This window comes from Pseudomonas sp. HMWF032, from assembly GCF_003060885.1.
In the GTDB taxonomy this organism is placed as follows: Bacteria; Pseudomonadota; Gammaproteobacteria; order Pseudomonadales; family Pseudomonadaceae; genus Aquipseudomonas.
Genome location: NZ_QAIG01000013.1, coordinates 298,712 through 314,413, shown reverse-complemented (window position 1 = coordinate 314,413; position 15,702 = coordinate 298,712). Strand labels below are relative to the sequence as shown.

At 56.0% G+C, this 15,702-nt stretch carries 18 protein-coding genes; 8 read left to right on the top strand and 10 right to left on the bottom strand.

All coding sequences use genetic code 11. The annotated features are described in order from the left end of the window. Nucleotide 1: 1 nt before the first annotated feature. From DBR00_RS19210 to DBR00_RS21220, 8 genes are all read left to right on the top strand, one after another. Nucleotides 2–1,360 carry a glutamine synthetase family protein gene (locus tag DBR00_RS19210; RefSeq protein ID WP_108487209.1) on the top strand — a complete coding sequence of 453 codons (1,359 nt, stop codon included), beginning with the start codon at nucleotides 2–4 and terminating at the stop codon, nucleotides 1,358–1,360. Nucleotides 1,361–1,476: 116 nt separating this feature from the next. Beyond that, nucleotides 1,477–2,850: an aspartate aminotransferase family protein gene (locus tag DBR00_RS19205; protein ID WP_108487208.1), complete on the top strand. Its 1,374-nt coding sequence runs from the start codon at nucleotides 1,477–1,479 to the stop codon at nucleotides 2,848–2,850. A gap of 156 nt (nucleotides 2,851–3,006) precedes the next feature. Further along, the gene (locus DBR00_RS19200; RefSeq protein WP_108487207.1) at nucleotides 3,007–4,104 is read left to right on the top strand and encodes an extracellular solute-binding protein; all 1,098 of its coding nucleotides are present in this window, start codon (nucleotides 3,007–3,009) and stop codon (nucleotides 4,102–4,104) included. Nucleotides 4,105–4,166: 62 nt separating this feature from the next. Then, nucleotides 4,167–5,255, top strand: a complete 1,089-nt coding sequence (locus DBR00_RS19195; RefSeq protein WP_108487206.1) for a polyamine ABC transporter substrate-binding protein — start codon at nucleotides 4,167–4,169, stop codon at nucleotides 5,253–5,255. A gap of 54 nt (nucleotides 5,256–5,309) precedes the next feature. Continuing rightward, nucleotides 5,310–6,464 carry a polyamine ABC transporter ATP-binding protein gene (gene potA, locus DBR00_RS19190; protein ID WP_108487205.1) on the top strand — a complete coding sequence of 385 codons (1,155 nt, stop codon included), beginning with the start codon at nucleotides 5,310–5,312 and terminating at the stop codon, nucleotides 6,462–6,464. A 26-nt stretch (nucleotides 6,465–6,490) separates the two neighbouring features. Beyond that, on the top strand, nucleotides 6,491–7,372 hold the full coding sequence (locus DBR00_RS19185) for an ABC transporter permease subunit (protein WP_177480043.1): 882 nt from the start codon (nucleotides 6,491–6,493) through the stop codon (nucleotides 7,370–7,372). Next, nucleotides 7,369–8,262: an ABC transporter permease subunit gene (locus tag DBR00_RS19180; RefSeq protein ID WP_108487203.1), complete on the top strand. Its 894-nt coding sequence runs from the start codon at nucleotides 7,369–7,371 to the stop codon at nucleotides 8,260–8,262. Before DBR00_RS19185 ends, DBR00_RS19180 begins: the two co-directional genes overlap by 4 nt. A gap of 210 nt (nucleotides 8,263–8,472) precedes the next feature. Next, complete coding sequence (locus DBR00_RS21220; protein ID WP_371920683.1) at nucleotides 8,473–8,724, top strand: diguanylate cyclase domain-containing protein; 252 nt, start codon at nucleotides 8,473–8,475, stop codon at nucleotides 8,722–8,724. A 12-nt stretch (nucleotides 8,725–8,736) separates the two neighbouring features. Here DBR00_RS21220 and DBR00_RS19170 read toward each other — a convergent pair whose 3' ends face one another. The 10 genes from DBR00_RS19170 to DBR00_RS20830 form a co-directional block, all read right to left on the bottom strand. Then, nucleotides 8,737–8,988 (bottom strand): TIGR03643 family protein, encoded by a 252-nt coding sequence (locus tag DBR00_RS19170; RefSeq protein ID WP_108487202.1) that lies wholly within the window; start codon nucleotides 8,986–8,988, stop codon nucleotides 8,737–8,739. A 35-nt stretch (nucleotides 8,989–9,023) separates the two neighbouring features. Next, entirely contained in the window at nucleotides 9,024–11,222 is a 2,199-nt protein-coding gene (locus tag DBR00_RS19165; protein WP_108487201.1) for an OsmC domain/YcaO domain-containing protein, read from the bottom strand. Between the two features lie 225 nt (nucleotides 11,223–11,447). After that, entirely contained in the window at nucleotides 11,448–11,684 is a 237-nt protein-coding gene (locus DBR00_RS20840; protein WP_218276646.1) for a VOC family protein, read from the bottom strand. Beyond that, nucleotides 11,650–11,838 (bottom strand): VOC family protein, encoded by a 189-nt coding sequence (locus tag DBR00_RS21530; RefSeq protein ID WP_371920682.1) that lies wholly within the window; start codon nucleotides 11,836–11,838, stop codon nucleotides 11,650–11,652. The genes DBR00_RS20840 and DBR00_RS21530 overlap by 35 nt, the downstream gene beginning before the upstream one ends. Nucleotides 11,839–12,132: 294 nt before the next feature. Then, nucleotides 12,133–12,528 (bottom strand): GFA family protein, encoded by a 396-nt coding sequence (locus DBR00_RS19155; protein ID WP_108487200.1) that lies wholly within the window; start codon nucleotides 12,526–12,528, stop codon nucleotides 12,133–12,135. A 143-nt stretch (nucleotides 12,529–12,671) separates the two neighbouring features. After that, complete coding sequence (locus tag DBR00_RS19150; protein ID WP_108487199.1) at nucleotides 12,672–12,980, bottom strand: hypothetical protein; 309 nt, start codon at nucleotides 12,978–12,980, stop codon at nucleotides 12,672–12,674. Between the two features lie 65 nt (nucleotides 12,981–13,045). Continuing rightward, nucleotides 13,046–13,585: an NADPH-dependent FMN reductase gene (locus tag DBR00_RS19145; RefSeq protein WP_108487198.1), complete on the bottom strand. Its 540-nt coding sequence runs from the start codon at nucleotides 13,583–13,585 to the stop codon at nucleotides 13,046–13,048. 97 nt (nucleotides 13,586–13,682) lie between these two features. Then, entirely contained in the window at nucleotides 13,683–14,231 is a 549-nt protein-coding gene (locus DBR00_RS19140) for a cysteine hydrolase family protein (protein ID WP_108487197.1), read from the bottom strand. A 66-nt stretch (nucleotides 14,232–14,297) separates the two neighbouring features. Continuing rightward, nucleotides 14,298–14,789, bottom strand: coding sequence for a hypothetical protein (locus tag DBR00_RS19135; RefSeq protein ID WP_108487196.1), 492 nt, complete (start codon nucleotides 14,787–14,789; stop codon nucleotides 14,298–14,300). 658 nt (nucleotides 14,790–15,447) lie between these two features. Next, nucleotides 15,448–15,702: hypothetical protein (locus DBR00_RS20830; RefSeq protein ID WP_218276644.1), on the bottom strand; the 255-nt coding region annotated here is incomplete at its 5' end.

The following is a 15,702-nucleotide window of genomic DNA, read 5'->3' as shown; positions in this document are numbered from 1 at the left end:
TATGAGTACCAAACTAGACCAGCTTTCGAGCTGGCTGAAAGAACGCAAAATCACCGAAGTTGAATGCCTGATCAGCGATCTTACCGGCATTGCCCGCGGCAAGATCTCGCCGACCAACAAGTTCCTCGACGAGAAGGGCATGCGCCTCCCCGAGAGTGTGCTGCTACAGACCGTAACCGGCGACTATGTCGAGGACGATATTTATTACGACCTGCTCGACGAGGCGGACATCGACATGTTCTGCCGTCCGGACGAGAACGCTGTGTTCCTTGTGCCGTGGGCCATTGAGCCAACTGCGATGGTGATTCACGACACCTTCGACAAGCAGGGCAACCCGATTGAGCTGTCGCCGCGCAACATTCTCAAGAATGTGCTCAAGCTCTACGCAGACAAGGGCTGGAAGCCAATCGTCGCGCCGGAAATGGAGTTCTACCTGACCAAGCGCAACAGCGATCCGGATTTCCCGCTGGTCGCCCCGATGGGGCGTTCCGGTCGTCCGGAAGTGGGTCGTCAGTCGTTTTCCATTGATGCGGCCAACGAATTCGATCCGCTGTTTGAAGACGTGTATGACTGGTGCGAAATCCAGGGCCTAGATCTCGATACGCTGATCCACGAAGACGGTCCGGCGCAGATGGAAATCAACTTCCGTCACGGCGAGGCCCTGCACCTGGCCGACCAGATCACCGTGTTCAAGCGCACCATGCGTGAAGCCGCGCTCAAGCACGATGTGGCTGCCACCTTTATGGCCAAGCCGATCACCGATCAGCCGGGCAGCGCGATGCACATTCACCAGAGCGTGGTGGACATTAAAACCGGCAAGAACCTGTTCTCCAACCCGGATGGCAGCATGAGCGAACTGTTCATGTTGCACATCGGTGGTCTGCAGAAGTACATCCCTGAACTGCTGCCGCTGTTCGCCCCCAACGTCAACTCGTTCCGCCGCTTCCTGCCGGATACTTCGGCACCGGTGAACGTCGAATGGGGTGAAGAGAATCGCACCGTGGGCCTGCGCGTACCGGAAGCCACGCCACAGAACCGCCGAGTGGAAAACCGCCTGGCCGGTGCTGACGCCAACCCTTACCTGGTGCTGGCCGCTTCGCTGCTGTGTGGCTATATGGGCATGGTTGGCGACTTCAAGCCGAGTGCTCCAGTCAAAGGTCGCGCTTATGAGCGTCGCAACCTGCGCCTGCCGATCACCATCGAGCACGCCCTGGAACGCATGGAAGCCTGTAAGGATGCGGAGAAGTACCTGGGCGACAAGTTCATGCGTGGTTACGTCGCGGTTAAACGCGCCGAGCACGAGAACTACAAGCGGGTGATCAGCTCCTGGGAGCGCGAGTTCCTGCTGCTGTCGGTGTAACTGCCAGGCCGCTGGCGTGGGTGATCCCTGCGCCAGTGGTCGCGATGAGCCGGTTATCAGGCTCCAAGAATTTTAGCGGGCTGCAGTACGCAGCCCGGTTAATCCAAGGTGTTGTTATGAACAGTCAAGTGACCAATCCGAAAACCCGCGAGTGGCAGGCCATGAGCCGCGAACATCACCTCGCGCCGTTCAGCGATTATCAGCAGCTGCACGAGAAGGGCCCGCGCATTATCACCAAGGCCGACGGTGTTTACCTGTGGGACAGCGAGGGCCACAAGATCCTCGATGCCATGGCCGGACTTTGGTGTGTGGCAATTGGGTATGGTCGCAAGGAACTGGCAGACGCCGCCGCGAAACAAATGCAAGAGCTGCCCTACTACAACATGTTCTTCCAGACGGCCACGCCGCCTGCTCTGGAGTTGGCCAAGGCGATTGCCGAGCTGGCTCCGGCGGGAATGAACCATGTGTTCTTTACCGGCTCCGGCTCTGAAGGCAACGATACCATGCTGCGTATGGTGCGCCATTACTGGGCAGTCAAAGGCCAGCCGAACAAGAAGGTGATCATCAGCCGGATCAACGGTTACCACGGCTCCACCGTGGCGGGCGCCAGCTTGGGCGGCATGAAGTACATGCATGAGCAGGGCGATCTGCCGATTCCGGGCATTGTGCACATTCCGCAGCCGTACTGGTTCGGTGAGGGCGGTGACATGAGCCCCGAAGCGTTCGGTATCTGGGCCGCCGACCAGCTTGAGCAGAAGATCCTCGAAGTCGGCGAAGAAAATGTCGCCGCCTTTATTGCCGAGCCGATTCAGGGCGCGGGTGGCGTGATCATCCCGCCGGACAGCTACTGGCCGCGCATCCGCGAAATCCTCGCCAAGTACGACATCCTGTTTGTCGCCGATGAAGTGATCTGTGGCTTTGGCCGTACCGGCGAATGGTTCGGCAGTGACTATTACGGCAACACGCCGCACATGATGACCATCGCCAAGGGCCTGACCAGCGGCTACATCCCGATGGGTGGGCTGATCGTGCGCGACGATATTGTCGAGGTGCTCAATCAGGGCGGTGACTTCAACCACGGCTTTACCTACTCCGGGCATCCGGTGGCGGCCGCGGTGGCCCTGGAAAACCTGCGCATTTTGCGCGAAGAAAAGATTGTTGCGCGCGTCAAGGCAGAAACGGCACCGTATTTGCAAAAGCGTTTGCGTGAGTTGGCTGATCACCCGCTGGTGGGTGAAGTGCGCGGCGTCGGCATGTTGGGTGCCATTGAATTGGTGCAGGACAAGGCTCGCCGCCAACGTTTTGCCGCAGATGTCGGGGTTGGCATGATCTGCCGTGGTCACTGCTTTAATAATGGGCTGATCATGCGCGCCGTCGGCGACACCATGATCATCTCGCCGCCTCTGGTAATCAGCTTTGCTGAGATCGACGAACTGGTTGAAAAGGCCCGTAAATGCCTCGACCTGACTGCCGCTGAGGTGCTGGTTTAAGGTTCAATAACCTTCGTTTTCAGATGGTTACGTCTGAAAGTTGTCAACGGGTGGTGACCTTGCCAGACTGCGCCAATGCGTATGTCAGGCTCACCGGAAGGTGCTGCAGATGACGCGCATCTTCCGGAAACGACTACAACAACAGGAGCTGTACGCATGAAAAAATTCGGCAAAACCCTTCTCGCGTTGTCCCTTGCTGGGGCTGTGGTGAGTGCCGCACACGCGGATGACAAGGTCCTGCACGTTTACAACTGGTCCGACTACATCGCAGAAGACACCCTGGATAACTTCCAGAAGGAAACCGGCATCAAGGTCGTCTACGACGTCTTTGACAGCAACGAAACCCTGGAAGCCAAATTGCTGGCCGGCAGCTCCGGTTACGACATCGTGGTACCGTCCAACCCGTTCCTGGCCAAGCAGATCAAGGCAGGGGTATTCCAGAAGCTGGACAAGTCCAAGCTGCCAAACTGGGAAAACCTCGACAAGAACCTGCTCAAGGCGCTGGACCCGAGCGACCCGGGCAACCAGTATTCGATTCCCTACATGTGGGGCACCATCGGCATCGGCTACAACGTCGACAAGGTCAAGGCTGCACTGGGTGAAAACGCCCCGGTCAACTCCTGGGATCTGGTGTTCAAGCCGGAAAACATCGCCAAGCTGAAAGACTGCGGTGTGTCGTTCCTCGACTCGCCGACCGAAATCCTTCCCGCCGCCCTCAACTACCTGGGCTTCAAGTCGGACAGCACCAATGCTGGCGAGCTGAAGAAAGCCGAAGAACTGTTCCTCTCGATCCGTTCCTCGACCTCCTACTTCCACAGCTCCAAGTACATCGGTGATCTGGCCAACGGCAACATCTGCGTGGCCATCGGCTACTCGGGCGACCTGTATCAGTCCAAGTCCCGTGCTGAAGAAGCGAAGAATGGCGTGAACATTTCCTACAGCATTCCTAAAGAAGGTGCTGGCAGCTTCTTCGACATGATGGCCATCCCAGCTGATGCGAAGAACGTCGAGGCTGCTCACGTGTTCCTCAACTACCTGATGAAGCCAGAGGTCATGGCCAACATCACCAACTTTGTGCAGTTCCCGAACGGTAATGCCGCCGCCACGCCACTGGTTGACGAAGTGCTGCGTACTGATCCGGGCATCTATCCGGACGCCGCGACCATGGCCAAGATCTACACCTTCCCGGATCTGCCGGCTAACGCGCAGCGCGCGATGAACCGCAGCTGGACCAAGATCAAGTCGGGTCGTTAATAGCCGTACCGGGTGGGGCAGGTTCGCCTGCCTCATCCACCCACAACAATAAGGAAGCTCCTATGCGTCGTACTCCTTTTCTGGCGGGGCTGTTAGCCGCCGTCAGCTTCAGCGCCGTGCAAGCCGCCGACCCTGTGGTCAAGGTCTACAACTGGTCTGACTATGTCGCTGAAACCACCCTGGCCGATTTCCAAAAAGCCACGGGCATCAAAGCCCTGTACGACGTGTTTGACTCCAATGAAACCCTGGAAGGCAAACTGCTGGCGGGCCGTTCCGGCTACGACATCGTAGTGCCGTCCAATCATTTCCTTGGCAAGCAGATCAAGGCGGGCGCATTCCAGACGCTCGACCGCAGTCAGCTGCCTAACTGGGAAAATCTTGACCCGGTTCTGCTGAAGCAACTGGAAGTCAACGACCCCGGCAATCAATACGCAGTGCCTTATCTGTGGGGCACCAATGGCATCGGCTACAACGTGGCCAAGATTAAAGAAGTGCTCGGTGTCGACAAGATTGACTCCTGGGCCACCGTTCTCGAGCCGCAGAACATGCAGAAGCTCGCCAGCTGTGGCGTGAGCTTCCTCGACTCGGCCGATGAAATGCTTCCGGCCGTGCTCAACTACCTGGGCCTTGACCCGAACAGCACCAGCGCTGCGGATTACGCCAAAGCCGAAGCCCAACTGCTGGCTGTGCGTCCCTATGTGACCTACTTCCACAGCTCCAAGTACATCGGTGATTTGGCCAACGGCGATATCTGCGTGGCCGTCGGTTTCTCCGGCGACATCCTGCAGGCCGCCGACCGCGCCGAAGAGGCCGGCAAGGGCATCCAGATCGCCTACAGCATCCCCAAGGAAGGCGCCAACCTGTGGTTTGACATGCTCGCCATTCCGGTAGATGCCAGCAATCCGAAAGAGGCGCATGCCTTTATCAACTACCTGCTTGATCCTGTCGCCATTGCCGGGGTCAGCAACTATGTCGGTTACGCCAACCCGAATATCAAAGCAGGTGAGTTGATGGACCAGGATGTGCGCAACGACGAGTCGGTGTACCCGCCACAAGCGGTGCTGGACAAGTTATTTATCTCGGCAGAGTTGCCGGTCAAGGTGCAACGGTTGATGACCCGCAGCTGGACCAAGGTCAAGTCGGGTCAATAAATTCAAAACGCCCGGCCAGCGGGGTCGGGCGCTACTTTTGCGGGAGTTTTGGTAATGGCAGTTGCTTCCAGTGCCTACAAAAAGGTTCTCGAGGGTGATCAGCAACCGAAAGAGGTGTTGGTCAAGATCGAGCGCGTAACCAAGAAGTTTGACGAGACTGTGGCCGTCGAAGACGTCTCTTTGACGATCAACAAAGGTGAGATCTTTGCCCTGCTGGGCGGTTCCGGCTCGGGTAAATCGACCCTGTTGCGCATGCTCGCCGGTTTTGAACGACCAACCGAGGGCCGTATTTTCCTCGATGGTCAGGACATCACCGACCTGCCGCCCTACGAGCGACCGATCAACATGATGTTCCAGTCCTACGCCTTGTTCCCACACATGAGCGTGGCCGAGAACATCGCCTTCGGTCTCAAGCAGGACAAGATGCCCAAGGCGGAAATCGACGCTCGCGTCGAGGAAATGCTCAAGCTGGTGCATATGACCCAGTACGCCAAGCGCAAGCCGCACCAGCTGTCCGGTGGTCAGCGCCAGCGTGTGGCTCTGGCGCGCTCGTTGGCCAAGCGTCCCAAACTGCTGCTGCTCGATGAGCCCATGGGTGCTCTGGACAAGAAGCTGCGTTCGCAGATGCAGCTTGAGCTTGTCGAAATCATCGAGCGGGTCGGCGTAACCTGCGTCATGGTGACCCACGACCAGGAAGAAGCCATGACCATGGCTCAGCGCATTGCCATCATGCACCTGGGCTGGATCGCGCAGATCGGCAGCCCGGTGGACATTTATGAAACCCCGACCAGCCGTCTGGTCTGTGAGTTCATTGGCAACGTCAACCTATTCGATGGGCAGATCACCAGCGACGAGGCCGACCACGCCATCATCAACTGCCCGCAGTTGGACAAACCGATCTACATCGGTCACGGCGTCAGTACCCGTGCCGAAGACAAGAAGGTCAGCTACGCCCTGCGCCCGGAAAAACTACTGATGGCCACTGTGTTGCCGAGTGACCATGAACACCCCGAATACAACTGGAGCAACGGCCACGTCCACGATATCGCCTACCTCGGCGGTCACTCGGTGTACCACGTCAAACTCACCTCCGGGCAGGTGGTGCAGTGCTTCATCGCCAACGCCGAACGGCGTGGCAAGCGGCCGACCTGGGATGATCCGGTGGTGGTGTATTGGGAAGACGACAGCGGCGTGGTACTGCAATCATGAACATTGTCCGGAGTATCAGCCGCCGTATGCCCAAGGGCCGGCACCTGGTAATCGGGGTGCCGTTCCTGTGGTTGTTCCTGTTCTTCATGTTGCCGTTCTTCATTGTCCTGAAGATCAGCTTTGCCGAAGCCGATGTGGCCATCCCGCCGTACACCGATGTGTACAGCTGGGCAGAAAACAAGCTCACGGTGATCATCAATCTGGGTAACTACATCTTCCTGAGTGAGGATGCGTTGTACCTGGCCGCCTACCTGGGCTCGCTGAAGATGGCCGCGGTCAGCACCTTTCTCTGCCTGATCATCGGCTTTCCCATGGCCTATGCCATTGCTCGGGCCGACAAGGACAAGCAGATGGTGCTGCTGCTGCTGATCATGATGCCGACCTGGACGGCGATCCTGATCCGCGTGTATGCCTGGATGGGCATTCTCAGCAACAACGGCCTGCTCAATGGCTTCCTGATGTGGCTGGGGGTGATCAGCGAGCCGTTGCAGATCCTCAACACCAACCTGGCGGTGTACATCGGTATTGTTTACTCGTACCTGCCGTTCATGGTGCTGCCGCTGTTCGCCAACCTGGTCAAACATGACCAGAGCCTGCTGGAAGCCGCCGCAGATCTGGGGTCGAGCACCTTCAACAGCTTCTGGAAAATCACCGTGCCGTTGGCCAAGAACGGCATCATCGCCGGCTGCATGCTGGTGTTTATCCCGGTGGTCGGTGAGTTCGTGATCCCTGAACTGCTCGGCGGTCCGGAGACCCTGATGATCGGCAAGGTGCTGTGGCAGGAGTTCTTCAACAACCGCGACTGGCCGGTGGCATCCGCCCTGGCGGTGGTGATGCTGGCGATCCTGATTGTGCCCATCATCCTGTTCAACCGTAACCAAGCCAAAGAGATGGAGGGCCGGGCATGAAGCGTTTCAGTTTCTCCAACTTTATGCTGTGGGCCGGTCTGGCGTTTATCTACCTGCCGATGCTGATCCTGGTCATCTACTCGTTCAACGCCTCGCGGCTGGTGACGGTGTGGGGGGGCTGGTCGGTGAAGTGGTATGTCGGCCTGCTCGACAACACCCAGCTGATGAACTCGGTGATGCGCTCGCTGGAAATCGCCTGTTACACCGCCATTGCTGCGGTCGCGCTGGGCACCATGGCAGCCTTCGTGCTGACCCGCGTGACCCGCTTCAAGGGGCGCACGCTGTTCGGTGGTCTGGTCACCGCGCCACTGGTCATGCCTGAAGTGATCACCGGTCTGTCGCTGCTGCTGCTGTTCGTGGCCATGGCACAACTGATCGGCTGGCCTGCCGAGCGTGGCATCCTGACCATCTGGATCGCCCACACCACCTTCTGTTCTGCCTATGTGGCGGTCGTGGTGTCGTCGCGTCTGCGTGAGCTGGACCTGTCTATCGAAGAAGCGGCCATGGACCTGGGCGCCAAGCCGTGGAAGGTGTTCTTCCTGATCACCATCCCGATGATCGCGCCTTCGCTGGCGGCCGGCGGCATGATGTCCTTTGCCTTGTCGTTGGACGATCTGGTGCTCGCCAGCTTCGTGTCCGGGCCAGGTTCGACCACCCTGCCGATGGAGGTCTTCTCTGCCGTGCGTCTGGGTGTGAAGCCGGAAATCAACGCCGTGGCCAGTCTGATTCTGTTGGCCGTGTCCTTCGCCACCTTCCTGGTGTGGTTCTTTGCCCACCGCGCCGAAGAGAAGCGCAAGAAGGCCCTGCAGCAGGCCATGGATGAAACCACCGGTGCCGCGCTGATGAACGGCCCGGACAGCCGCCGTGACCCGTCCCAAGTGCATGCCTGATCGCACCTCGGAGTAACCCACAAGGGCCGCATTAGCGGCCCTTGTGCATTCTGCGGCAGCACTGGCCAGTCAGCCTGGCCAATGTTGCGCCGTCCGCTGATCGTGGTTAAACCTCAGCTATCAGCCGTCCGGATTGCCTGCGGAGTGTTGGCCGGGCCTTGAGCGCGGCCGCTGTACGCCCGCGTCACCTGATGGCCCGCTTCGGCGGCTCTGCTGCCGCCGGCAACCGGTGCCCAGGCTGCGGCTCAGGTCGCCGAGCGGTGCCGTCAGCTGATCCGTGAGCAGAACATCCAGCACGCCCATTCCCACGTCGGCCCTTTGCTGACCCTGAGCCTGGGCGTTGGCACCCCGACGCCAGGTCCATCCGATCAGCCACAGAGCTTTCTCGAACAGGTTGATCGTCTGCTCTACAAGGCCAAGCACAGTGGTCGCAACCAGGCGGTGCTGGCTTCTGCAGTCTGATCAGGCTGTGCTTTAACGTTGTTTGTATTGCGTCGGGCAATAGCCGCGACTCACGCGCGTATCGCGCAGTTTCAGGTGTTTGGTCTGTCGGCCACTGACCCGCGCTCGCCAGAGTTTGAAACTGCCGGACTTGAGGGCGCGGCGCATCAAGGCGATTACCTGCGCTTCAGACAGGCCAAATTGCAGCGCAATGGCTTCGAAGGGCGTGCGGTCCTCCCAGGCCATTTCAATTATCCGCGACATCTCATCTGCTGACGGCTGCATCCTGTACCTCCATCTGTTGATGCGCTTGTGCGGGCTTAGCGTCCCGCTGCCCGTGCTCTGGCTGCATGCAGTTTTTTGTAGCTTTCCACCAGGCGCAGATGACGGTCGAGACCTTCCAGCTTCATGCTGGTCGGGGTCAGGCCATGGAAGCGTACGCTGCCGTTGACCGAACCGATGGCCGCCGCCATCCGCTCGTTGCCGAACATGCGGCGGAAGTTGGTCGCGTAATCGTCCAGCGCCAGGTCGTCGTCCAGTTGCACTTCCAGCACGACGTTCAGGGCCTGATAGAACAGGCCGCGTTCGACTGTATTGTCGTTGTACTGCAGGAAGGCTTCGGTCAGTTCCTTGGCCTCTTCGAATTTCTGCAAGGCGAGGTAAATCAGCAGCTTCAGCTCAAGGATGGTCAACTGGCCCCACACCGTGTTGTCGTCAAATTCGATGCCGATCAGTGTGGATATCTCGGTGTAATCGTCGGCCTCACAGTGTTCCAGGCTCTTGAGCAGGGACTTGAGGCGCATGTCGCTCAGGCTGTGCAGGTTGAGGATGTCCGAGCGGAACAGCAGGGCCTTGTTGGTGTTATCCCAGATCAGGTCCTCAACGGGGTAGATTTCCGAGTAGCCCGGCACCAGGATGCGGCAGGCATTGGCGCCGAGGTCATCGTACACCGCCATGTACACCTCCTTGCCCATGCCTTCGAGGATGCCGAACAGGGTCGCGGCTTCCTGGGCATTGGAGTCAGCCCCTGCGCCGGAGAAGTCCCATTCGACGAATTCGTAGTCGGCCTTGGCGCTGAAGAAACGCCACGACACCACGCCGCTGGAGTCGATGAAGTGCTCGACGAAGTTGTTCGGCTCGCTCAGCGCCTGGCTCTCGAAGGTTGGCGGCGGCAGGTCGTTGAGGCCCTCGAAGCTGCGGCCCTGGAGCAGCTCGGTGAGGCTGCGCTCCAGCGCCACCTCAAGGCTTGGGTGCGCGCCGAAAGAGGCGAACACGCCGCCGGTGCGCGGGTTCATCAGGGTCACGCACATCACCGGGAATTCGCCGCCCAGGGAAGCGTCCTTGACCAGCACCGGGAAGCCTTGCGCCTCAAGCCCCTGGATGCCGGCAACGATGGCGGGGTACTTGGCCAGGACCGCCTGCGGTACATCCGGCAGGGCCAGTTCGTTCTCCAGAATCTCGCGCTTGACCGCCCGCTCGAAGATTTCCGACAGGCACTGCACCTGCGCTTCTACCAGGGTATTGCCGGCGCTCATGCCGTTGCTCAGAAACAGGTTTTCGATCAGGTTGGACGGGAAGTACACCGTCTCGCCATCCGACTGGCGCACGAAGGGCAGCGAGCAGATGCCACGCGCCTTGTTGCCGGAGTTGGTGTCGTACAGGTGTGAGCCGCGCAGTTCACCGTCCGGGTTGTAGATGGCCAGGCAGTACTCGTCGAGGATCTCATCCGGCAGCGCATCCTTCGGCCCCGGCTTGAACCAGCGCTCGTTGGGGTAATGGACGAAATCGGCGTTGGCGATCTCCTCGCCCCAGAACTGGTCGTTGTAGAAGAAGTTGCAGTTCAGCCGCTCGATGAACTCGCCCAGCGCCGAGGCCAGCGCGCTCTCCTTGGTCGCGCCCTTGCCGTTGGTGAAGCACAGCGGCGACTGCGCGTCGCGGATATGCAGCGACCAGACGTTGGGCACGATGTTGCGCCAGGAGGCGATCTCAATCTTCATGCCCAGGCCGGCAAGGATGGCCGACATATTGGCGATGGTTTCTTCCAGCGGCAGGTCCTTGCCAAGAATGCGCGTGCCTTCGCCGGCCGTCAGCGCCGGCATTAACAGCGCCTGGGCATCGGCGTCGAGGTTGTCCACTTCCTCAATCACGAACTCCGGTCCGGCCTGCACCACCTTCTTTACCGTGCAACGGTCGATGGAACGCAGAATGCCCAGGCGATCCTTGTCGGAGATGTCCGCTGGCAGTTCGACCTGAATCTTGAAAATCTGCTGGTAGCGGTTTTCCGGGTCAACGATGTTGTTTTGCGACAGGCGGATATTATCCGTGGGGATGTTGCGCGTCTGGCAGTACAACTTGACGAAGTAGGCCGCGCACAGCGCCGAGGATGCGAGGAAGTAGTCGAACGGCCCCGGCGCCGAGCCATCGCCCTTGTAGCGGATGGGCTGGTCGGCGATTACCGTGAAATCATCGAACTTGGCTTCGAGACGCAGGTTGTCGAGAAAGTTGACCTTGATTTCCATGGGGCATACCGAATACGGGCTGAACAAATGGCCGCCATTATCCGGGTTTTCGGCGCGAAGTCTTGCGCGCTGAGGCGGGCTTCAGATGAGCGCGTTGCACGCTCTGCAGCTGTGCATGCCGTTCGGCTCGCTTATCGAGGGGCTTGGTCCAGCTTGCAGCGAGCGTGGTATGCGCCAGGCTTGGCAGTAGTCATTGGCCTGGATGGATCGGCTGATCACGGGTATTCACACACCCGGCCAGAAGAACTCAATACGAATGCCGCTGGGGTCGAAGCACATAAGATGTTGCGCCGGGCCTTGTTTCACCCAGTCAGGCGAAAACTCAACACGAGTGCCAGAACGGATCAGGTGCCTGTGCAGCGCCTCAAGTTGCGCCTCACTTTCAACGAGCAATGCCAAATGATGTAAACCCACATTGGCGTGCCAATCAAATGCAACCGGGGCGATGGCTTTGGTCGACACAGAGAGTCAGCGTCACGGTACCGTCGCTGACAAAAATTGCTGGGTAATCCGGGTTTCTTTTAACTTCATGCCAACCCAGTTGCTGAATGAAGAACTGGGCGCTCTCCTCAAGGTTGCAAACGCTCAAACCAAGATGGTGAATGCCTTTGCTCATGGCTGCCATATTGATTCCCTGGTCATGTTCTTGAATATTCACGATGGGTTAAAAATATATATCCAGCGTTACGTGAGGGCAGACGGCTATTAAGTTGAATTTTCATAGGTCAAATCCGCTTGCTGGGGGCGTCCATGTTAGTAAATAGGGTATCGGTACACGACTGCTCGGGCAGTTGAACGTGGGGCTTTGGTCCGTGTCAGTGAGCGACGTGGGCGGTTTTTAATGCAGTTAGGCCGCGCCACGGTTTGCGCCGATAGCAGAATTCACCGTTCTCAGTTTTGCTGCATGGCACTACGGGTGAGGATGCTCTAAGAATTGTTTCGCCTCATCACAGATGCCATACCAGCTCGGCTTTTCTTTTACGAACTCATGAAACATATTCGTGATCTTAAGCTCGTCATCGAAGCAGTTGGCCGCAACCGGAAAAGACTCTTCAAGGGATGTGATTTCACCAAGCGCTGTGCCGCAATGGGAGCAAAAGCAACGGTTGTATTGGTAGGGTGCTTCTGGCTTGTATGTGGATATGGCGTCTGCGCCTGAGAGTAATTCAAAAGAATCGCGCTTGACGAATACAAATGTGGTGGCGCCGACCTTGCGGCAGCGCGTGCAGTAACAAGTGCCCATCATTGTTGGGGGGCTAGATAGCGTGAACCTGATGGTTCCGCAGCAGCAACTTCCTTTCAGCATGGTTATCACCTGATGTATTAAAAAATGAAATGATGCGGAGATAGAGCATTCTTTGCATATGGCCTAACGTTTGGTTAAGGGGCCGGCTGGAGCGTGTCCCAGCGAGCGAAGTGAATGCTTTGCACCACTGGTTAGGCCGTTTGCTACTCATAGGCCTCGTCAGTCGTACCCAACGCATATTCATGGAATTGAGGGCCGTTAGGTTCAACAATAAGTGCTGGCTGTTCAGCATCGTCTGTGAAAGCGACAAATGGCCTGAAACTATCGCCTTGATAATCGATCTCGCCTTGATCGAAAAGCATTGATAAGTCGAAGCTGAATTCACCACAGATTGATTTGGCGATGTCGTTAGGTATGTTGTGCTTTTTAAGCCTGTCCCGTAGTAAGACGATCCACTGCCTTTGGAAGTCCGCACAAAGAGCTTCTAGTTGTTCGTAAGCTGCGTCGTCCATGGTTTCCTCCTGGTAAGCTTACCGTCAACATCAGCGGCGACGCAGAGCGCCGCCGCTGGATGTTGTTAGCCGTTTGGCAAATTCTTCAACCCCCTAACAGCCTCAATCAATCGGTCGTTCAACGCTTCGTTAATAAGCATGCCGCGCTCGACATCAAAGTTCTCGTTAAAGCTTGGAATAGAAAGACTGGCTTGGACACGGCCGGCAAAATGAGGAGCAGAGGTCGTTGCTAAGGCCAGAACGCTGGCGCCTCCGCGTGCGCCTGGTGACGTGGAAAGCAAAACAAGAGGCTTGTCTTGAAATACTTTTGTATTAATTCTCGAGCACCAATCAAACAGGTTCTTGTAGGCTGCACTGTAGGCGCCATTGTGTTCAGCAAAAGAAATTATGATCACATCAGAAGCTGCAATTTTTGACACAAATGCCTTTGCCAAATCAGGATTGCCGAGCTCTTTTTCCTTATCAATACTGAACAATGGCAGTTCATAGTCGTTCAAATCTAAGATATCGACATCAGCACCTTCAAGGAGGCTTGCGGCATATGTTACCAACTGCTTGTTTATAGACTGTTTACTGTTACTGGCTGCAAATGCTAACAATTTCATCTGACAATTTCCTATAGGGTGAAGATGACTAACGTTAAGTTAAGGGGACGGTTTTAACCGACCCCGAGTGAGCGAAGCGAACGGTTTGAACCAGTTGTTAGAGGGCCTTTCGTAACTCGGTGGTTGTGACGACTGTTGCGTACTCACCATGAAGATTCGCTAATGCCATAGCATGTACCTCTTCAGCGCTACGTAGAACTCTGTTGTAGTCGGGCTTTGCGAATGCAAACGTTGCATCCGCTGCCACATAAGTTTGAAAACCAAGATTACCTGCTGTACGCGCTGTTGCTTCGACAGCATTGTTGGTGCTCACACCTACGATTGCAATGGTTTCGATGCCTCTGATCCGAAGCCAGCGCTCAAGCCCGGAGTTAATGAATGCGTCCGGGACGTTCTTTTCAACTACATGCTCGGTGTTTAATGGCTGTAGTTCTTCTTGGAACTCAACACCAGGCTGCCCAGGCCAGAACGGAGAGCCAGGTGTTCTTGAGATGTGACGCACATGAACAATCGGTGCCTTCGCTTCTCTCCATGCTTTCAGCGTAATTGCGATTGCTTGCTCTGCATGCGGGTTGTTGCGAGCGCCTGCTGACGGTTCGAGCATTCCACGCTGCATATCAATGATGATGAGGGCTGGTATGTGCATGAGTGAATGAGCTCTAACGTGGAAGTGAGGGGCGGCCGTCCCTCTCGACTGCAGTGTTATGTGGCATTATTCGTATGCCTCCAGCGTGTTGAATATCTCCTGCGACAGGGATTCAAATTGAGTGTGAATGGACTCCGATAGCTTTGTTGAACTATCAAAGTCTGGGGCCAAAAGTAGTGGGGCTTCGAAAATTGAATACTCTGGCATTACCTCCTTATTGACCCACTTCACTTCTCTTAGTTTTCTCCAATAGAGAATCTGTACATCCTTTGTTTGCCCAAGGAGCCACAGTTCAAAATTTGCATTTTTGTGGTTGAAGACAATCGCAAGCTTTAGCTTTTTCTTCTTGAGATAGCTGTTTTGCAAGTAAAAGTACGTGAAATCTATGTAACCATGCAACACATTGGCAATCAAGAATTCGCTTTTGTATTTCTTAGAGAATTCAGTTCTTAGATTTTGGACAATGCCAACCAGGTCTTGGTAGGTCTTTTGGAGTTCCCCACTGGAGAATGCGGACTTATAAGCTGGTATACGTGAGTTTAGACTTTTGCTCGGCATCAATCATTCCCCAAAAAATCAGCTGGCACATAACGTTTGGTTAAGGGGCGGGCTTTAGCCCGTCCCGAGTGAGCGAAGCGAACGACTTGAACCACTAGTTAGGCTGGTTACCTATCAGGATATAGCCTTGATCGTTGCTGCATTTAGTTGACTCCCCTTTTTTGAGAGTGGTAGTCGTGCTTAGGGAAATTTCCCGGGTTTCATTTGATGAACTAATGTACCCGTTTTTACTGATGCACCACGACCAATAAAAGTAGCGTACTCCGTGAAGCATGAATGGATACATAATTTCCCACTCAGCTTCTCTGCTTAGCTTTGCTATTCCATGCGAGTCAGTGATGAGGGTGCTTTTCTTGTGTAAGACTCTGTGAGGATTAAATGCGCTGATTATTAATATATTTGCGTCAGGTATAGGCATGCCAGCCTGGTCATTTACTTGAATAGTTATGTCTGGTTGGGTTGTGATATACCGAGGAAAAGGAATGCACCCAGTTAAAATTAACGTTATAGCTATGGATGAAATGATGAGCTTCATGTGATGCCTAACGTTTGGTTAAGGGGCGGGCTTTAGCCCGTCCCAGTGAGCGAAGCGAACGATTTGAACCATTTGTTAGGCTGTACCGAAATTGATAGTCGAACACATGTAAATTTCTATGTTTCATGACTCTACCCATACCGTTTCATCTGGATGATGTTCTTTGATGGTATGGATTGCGCATGAAATTGCTTCTTTATCGTTAGGCTCAATTACATAGCTAAAGTCTGAAAAGGCTAAGCCCGACTGTCTAAGTGCTGCGAGTTCTGCCTTAGATAATATTCCTGCAGACAGCCAGAGCAAGCAAGCCGAAATATTGCTAATGCTTTGGTAACTTTCATAACCTTTACGTGTTAGTGCCAGGAATATCATGAAAGA

Bases quoted from the DNA above. Each gene is read 5' to 3' on its own strand.
- DBR00_RS19185 (WP_177480043.1), top strand. From the start codon at position 6,491: ATGCCCAAGGGCCGGCACCTGGTAATCGGGGTGCCGTTCCTGTGGTTG.
- DBR00_RS19135 (WP_108487196.1), bottom strand. From the start codon at position 14,789: ATGCCGAGCAAAAGTCTAAACTCACGTATACCAGCTTATAAGTCCGCA.
- potA (WP_108487205.1), top strand. From the start codon at position 5,310: ATGGCAGTTGCTTCCAGTGCCTACAAAAAGGTTCTCGAGGGTGATCAG.
- DBR00_RS19145 (WP_108487198.1), bottom strand. From the start codon at position 13,585: ATGAAATTGTTAGCATTTGCAGCCAGTAACAGTAAACAGTCTATAAAC.
- DBR00_RS19165 (WP_108487201.1), bottom strand. From the start codon at position 11,222: ATGGAAATCAAGGTCAACTTTCTCGACAACCTGCGTCTCGAAGCCAAG.
- DBR00_RS19205 (WP_108487208.1), top strand. From the start codon at position 1,477: ATGAACAGTCAAGTGACCAATCCGAAAACCCGCGAGTGGCAGGCCATG.
- DBR00_RS19150 (WP_108487199.1), bottom strand. From the start codon at position 12,980: ATGGACGACGCAGCTTACGAACAACTAGAAGCTCTTTGTGCGGACTTC.
- DBR00_RS19195 (WP_108487206.1), top strand. From the start codon at position 4,167: ATGCGTCGTACTCCTTTTCTGGCGGGGCTGTTAGCCGCCGTCAGCTTC.
- DBR00_RS19155 (WP_108487200.1), bottom strand. From the start codon at position 12,528: ATGCTGAAAGGAAGTTGCTGCTGCGGAACCATCAGGTTCACGCTATCT.
- DBR00_RS19170 (WP_108487202.1), bottom strand. From the start codon at position 8,988: ATGCAGCCGTCAGCAGATGAGATGTCGCGGATAATTGAAATGGCCTGG.
- DBR00_RS19210 (WP_108487209.1), top strand. From the start codon at position 2: ATGAGTACCAAACTAGACCAGCTTTCGAGCTGGCTGAAAGAACGCAAA.
- DBR00_RS19140 (WP_108487197.1), bottom strand. From the start codon at position 14,231: ATGCACATACCAGCCCTCATCATCATTGATATGCAGCGTGGAATGCTC.
- DBR00_RS19200 (WP_108487207.1), top strand. From the start codon at position 3,007: ATGAAAAAATTCGGCAAAACCCTTCTCGCGTTGTCCCTTGCTGGGGCT.
- DBR00_RS21530 (WP_371920682.1), bottom strand. From the start codon at position 11,838: ATGAGCAAAGGCATTCACCATCTTGGTTTGAGCGTTTGCAACCTTGAG.
- DBR00_RS19180 (WP_108487203.1), top strand. From the start codon at position 7,369: ATGAAGCGTTTCAGTTTCTCCAACTTTATGCTGTGGGCCGGTCTGGCG.